This window comes from Boseongicola sp., from assembly GCF_057460485.1.
Map to the genome: position 1 here is coordinate 1 of NZ_JBVCWP010000280.1, position 4,958 is coordinate 4,958.

Genomic DNA, 4,958 nt, shown 5'->3' on the forward strand with positions numbered 1-4,958 from the left:
AACCACCCTGCCCGCCTCAAGCAGATTTGTTCTGACAATGCCCCTTTGCTGAATTGGCGTCGGCAATTTGCTTGCCAGACCGAAGGTTAGTGCACAGCGAATAAACCACAAAACGTTTTCCTTTTTCGATCTTCGCGGCGCACTGAAGGGCGGGCAGAGTTTAAGATTGGAAACGCGCTCACCTTGCCGCTTGAAGACGGCAAGGTGGATGTCGTGGTATCCGGCCTCGTCTTGAATTTCGTTCCTGAAAAGTCACCGGCACTTAAGGAAATGCTTCGGGCAGCCAAGCACGGCGGAACGATTGCCGCCTACGTCTGGGACTATGCGGGTGAGATGCCGCTTATGCGCTATTTCTGGAACGGAGTTTCAGAGCTTTTTCCCAATGGCGCGGCGCAGGACGAGGGCAAACAGTTTCCGATCTGCAAGCGGGAACCGCTGGCCGATCTCTTCAAAGCAGCGGGTCTAAACGCCATCAAGACAACCGCGCTTGAGGCGCCGACCATATTCACTGATATCAATGACTATTGGTCTCCATTCTTAAGGGGGCAAGGCCCAGCCGGGGCCTATTGTGTTTCCCTGCGGGACGATCAGCGCGAGCAACTGCGACGGAAAATTGAGGATAAGCTGCCCTATGCCCCGGACGGTTCTATCCCACTTACCGCTCGTGCCTGGGCGGTGCGAAGAACTGCATGAGTAATTGCCTTAACTGGAGCGGCCAAAATCGTGCACAGAATGCCTTCAACCGACCCGTCGATTGAAACCCGGCTTCCCTCGACAAACCGATCGCGATGCTCAGGCCTAATGGATTTTTCTCTCGAACAGTTGTGAGACACGCCCCAAGCAGATGGCCGCTTAGGGCTCCAAGCCGCCTTCCGCGCTGCAGCTTTTCATCTGATATTTGGCTGGCCAGGATCGACTTGGACGACCCGTTGCAACCGTTGACCTGACCTGTTGTCGCTGCGGCGCAGCTTCCCCAAACCGGCCATTGGCCATCTGTCAGTTGCGGAGTTTTTTCAAATCGAAACTTTGCGGTCAAGTTCTCTGACGCGCCATGAATGTCGCATACGAGGGATATGAGACCTCTCCGAGAGGTTATCGTGCAAGCGAGACCTCTTTGAATGGCCCGATATGACATCTGTAGCCCCCCACACTTCCACAGCGGATGCCCACAAGTACAGTGTGCTCTTCGTGTTTGCGGCCGGGGTTCTGTGGTCAACGGTCGGTCTTGGCATTCGCATGATAGAAGACGCCGTCGTCTGGCAGATTCTGCTCTATCGGTCGATCAGCATGTCGCTATTTCTTTACGTGGTCATTCGGGTGCGGTCGGGCGAAAGCCCCTTTGTTCAGATCCGCCGCATCGGCTTTCCCTCTGTTATCGCCGGGCTTTCACTGGTTGCAGCCTATTCCGGCGGGATCTACTCAATCCAGAATACCTCGGTCGCGAATGCAATGCTGCTTTTTGCAACCGCACCGTTTATGGCTGCGGTCCTGGGTTGGATCATTCTGCGTGAACGCGTGCGCCTCGCAACCTGGGTTGCGATTGCTGTTGCCATAGGCGGGATCGCGATCATGGTTGCCGATAAGTCCGGCAGCGTCGTCCTGAGAGGCAGCCTTGCCGCGCTTGGGTCGGCATTTGGCTTCGCCGTCTTCACCGTTGCTTTGCGATGGGGGCGGACGGGCGAAATGCTCCCATCGGTATTCCTGTCCGGTCTGTTCGCCATCGTCGTCACATTTGGGATATGCCAATTCTCGGGGCTGTCCGTTGCTCTCAGCTTGCACGATGGCACTATATCCATGGGCATGGGGGTATTTCAGGTGGGTGCGGGACTGATCCTCTACACACTGGGATCCCGCAGTCTCCCAGCTGCAGAGCTTGCCCTGCTATCGCTGGCCGAGGTCCTGCTTGGCCCGGTTTGGGTCTGGCTCTTCCTTGGTGAAACAGCGAGCCTCAATACGCTGATCGGCGGTGCCGTGCTGCTTGCGGCAATCGCAGGAAATGCAGTGTCAGGCAAGCGTCGTAAGCCTCCGCCAATCACCGCACCTTAAGGATGCTGTAATCGGCCCAAAGCCGCCGCTCGTCGGTCGTTCCAACGCCGCGCTGCAGCTTTCGCTTTGCGGCCATTCGTGCATCGCGCAGCATTTTCGGTGGGAGAAGGACCGCAGAGCGGGACAAGTCCGCGCTTCGCTGCGCACGCGGAATAGGTTGTGGTCGGTAAAACGACCTCATTCTTCAGTTTTCTGGCACATTGGCTTTTCTAAAACCTTCCGCGAAGGCCATTCTGTAGGCTGGGTCCTGAATGGACGCTGAGTTTAGCAAGTCCTCCACCGTAGCTTCACGTCCGAGTGCCTCGTATTCCATCGCCATCCACTCGGCTTCGTCTGTGACCCCCAACTGCCCATAGGTCGCGATCAGAAAGCGATAGGGATACGGGGCTGATGGGTTCCTGTCGCGGGCTCGAACAAGATGGGCTTCAGCCTTCTCGTAGTTTTCCAGAAAATAATTCGCCATGCCTTCGGCAAGGTCATACCAGTATGGCGGCAGCGGGTTGCGTTCGAAGGCTTCCAAGATCAACGGCAGAGCTTCGTCTGCGCGTCCATTGAAAATGTGAATGTTGGCGAGGAAGACATAGGCATCGTCATAGTTGGGATCGAGTTGAATTGCGGTTCTGTAAGCGTTGATCGCACGTGTTTCATCTGGCGCAAAACTGCGGGTGTAAAGGCGACCAAGCGAGAAGTGAGCAAATGGCAGTTCCGGATCAAGCACAATAGCCCGTTCAGCGTGGTAGAACGCTGCATCGATGTTTCCTTCCCGGTCTCTGGTCCAGTTATTCTCAACCCGGAAGCTGTAGACTTGCGCCAGATGAGCGTGGGGAAGCGCGTAGTCAGGGTCGATCCGGATCGCCTCTTTCAAGGCGGCCTCAGCTTTCAGGTTGGTCTCGCTGGTATAAAGGTTTTCGAGTTCGCGACCGCGAAGATAGGCATCATGTGCTTCGATATTGTTTGTTCCCCGCACATCGAGACGGGCACGCTCCGCACCGGAAAGCCGCACCGACAGCGTCCGTAGCAATTCGTGGGCGACCTCATCCTGAAAGGCCAAGACATCTTCAGGTGTTCCTTCGAAACGCTTGGCCCACAGATTTGCCCCCGTTTCGCCGTCGACCAAGGCAACCGAAAGGCGAAGGCTATTGCTGATGCGCCGCACGCTGCCCTCCACGATGACATCTGCGCGAAGTATGTCCGCCATTTCCCGAACACTCGTCGTTGACGCATCCAGCGAGAAACTGGCGCCACGCGAGACAACGCGAATATCGGAGAGCCCAGACAGATCGACAATCAGATCCTCAGCGAGACCATTTGAGAAGTATGCCTGTCCCAGATCGCCGCTCATGTTTTGGAATGGCATTACCGCAACGGTCGTCCGATGGGGCGATGGGCTGGGTCCCTTGGACCAGAACAGGCCGCCAAGCAAAGCAAGGATGAACGCGACCAACAGTCCGGTCAGAAGCAGAAAGCGGCGCAACGGGGGAGAGCCCGGCTTCGGAGGTTTCGCGTCGGACATGTGAAAAACGAGGCGGTAGCCCTTCTTTGGAATGGTCCTGAGTTCCACGCCGCCGGCGTCTCGAAAAGCCTTCCGAATCTCCGATATACACTGAACTACACTGTCTTCGGTAACGTGAGTGTCTGGCCAAACGTGGTTCAGCAAGTCGGCCTTGGACACCAACGACCCTTCGCGCTCTACCAGAACTGTTAGGACCCTGGCAGTTTGGGGGCGGAGATTGCTGCGATCTCCATGGACGCTCAGTTCTCCCGAATCTGGATCGAAAACTGCATCGCCAATCTGAACCTGATCTACGGTCTTCGCCACTTCTTCGGTAGTCTTTCGGGACTTTCTGCACATGTCCGGCTTAGTTTAACGGCGCACAGCGGCTAAGCAAACCATGCATCGCTGCAACGAACAAAGGAAGAAGGGAGAGAAAGCATGTCGAAGCTGATCCTAATGAGCACCGCCTTTGCGGTGGTTGCGACCGTGGCGGGGGCAGGTGAACGAGTAACCTACACAGTCGGGGACGCCCAATTTGATGGCTACGTGGCGCAAGCAGAAAACCCACGCGGGACTATCGTGATTCTGCCCACATGGAATGGTCTGAGTGACTATGAAATGGACAGAGCCCAGATGCTGGCCGACTTGGGTTTCACGACTTTCGCTGCCGACCTCTACCCTGCCGGACAGCAGCCTAAGACAATGGAGGCGCGACAGACCGGGCTTCAGGCCGTGACCTCTGACCAGGAGAGGATGCACGAAATTCTCACCGCAGCCATCAATGAGGCCCGAAAGCATGGGGCTGAACCTTTGCTGGTCATGGGCTACTCCATGGGCGCTTTGGTGGCGATGGAACTGGCCTGGTCCGGGCTCGGGAACGAACTCGAGGTTGATGCCTACGCGATCTTCTCTGGCCGCGTTTCGGTAGGTCAGGGCCGTATATTGCCGGATGGTGTCGCACCATTTTTTGTCGCCATTGGAGACTCTGACGAGCGAGTTCCGGTATCCACCCTTGTTAATTTCACAGACGATGTCGATCTCGCTGGCGGAAGTCTGACTGCGCACACATATGCGGGTGCCGGGCACCTTTTCTCAGCTTTTGGATTTCCCAACTATAATGAAGGAGCCGATCAGCAGAGCTGGGAGGACTATTCCGCGTTCCTTGACGATTTTTCTGAGTAATGCTGACCGGTCATGGCCCAGCTTCTGGCAGGGCTGTGATCTTGTCGAGAAGCCCTGTTCAATTGTAGATAGCAGACGGTGCTGCCAGACGAATTCGAACCAGTCTCCGAACGGACAGTGACGCTGCCTCTTATTTTGCGCAGAGGCCACGCCACTCGGCAAGAGCGGCGGCGCGGTTGAGCTTGAAATTGGGTCGACTTGAGAGGCTGCATTCCTGATTAAAGTGATTGTAGAC

3 protein-coding genes and 2 pseudogenes are annotated in these 4,958 nt (G+C 56.2%); 3 read left to right on the forward strand and 2 right to left on the reverse strand.

The window, feature by feature from the left end:
• Window positions 1-150: 150 nt before the first annotated feature.
• Both AC221Y_RS20255 and AC221Y_RS20260 read left to right on the forward strand, forming a co-directional pair.
• Window positions 151-693 (forward strand): annotated as a pseudogene (locus tag AC221Y_RS20255) (class I SAM-dependent methyltransferase); the annotation flags it as partial.
• Between the two features lie 435 nt (window positions 694-1,128).
• Window positions 1,129-2,046, forward strand: coding sequence for a DMT family transporter (locus tag AC221Y_RS20260; protein ID WP_299756288.1), 918 nt, complete (start codon window positions 1,129-1,131; stop codon window positions 2,044-2,046).
• A 184-nt stretch (window positions 2,047-2,230) separates the two neighbouring features.
• On the opposite strand, the gene AC221Y_RS20265 is transcribed toward AC221Y_RS20260, so the two are convergent.
• Window positions 2,231-3,865: a winged helix-turn-helix domain-containing tetratricopeptide repeat protein gene (locus AC221Y_RS20265; protein ID WP_486708201.1), complete on the reverse strand. Its 1,635-nt coding sequence runs from the start codon at window positions 3,863-3,865 to the stop codon at window positions 2,231-2,233.
• 114 nt (window positions 3,866-3,979) lie between these two features.
• On the opposite strand from AC221Y_RS20265, the gene AC221Y_RS20270 reads away from it, so the two are divergent.
• Window positions 3,980-4,723, forward strand: a complete 744-nt coding sequence (locus AC221Y_RS20270) for a dienelactone hydrolase family protein (protein WP_486708202.1) — start codon at window positions 3,980-3,982, stop codon at window positions 4,721-4,723.
• Between the two features lie 130 nt (window positions 4,724-4,853).
• Here the strand turns inward: AC221Y_RS20270 and AC221Y_RS20275 are convergent.
• Window positions 4,854-4,958 (reverse strand): annotated as a pseudogene (locus tag AC221Y_RS20275) (IS6 family transposase); the annotation flags it as partial.

What these genes read in the sequence shown, in the direction of transcription:
- AC221Y_RS20260 (WP_299756288.1), top strand. Translation starts at nt 1,129, where the DNA reads ATGACATCTGTAGCCCCCCACACTTCCACAGCGGATGCCCACAAGTAC.
- AC221Y_RS20270 (WP_486708202.1), top strand. Translation starts at nt 3,980, where the DNA reads ATGTCGAAGCTGATCCTAATGAGCACCGCCTTTGCGGTGGTTGCGACC.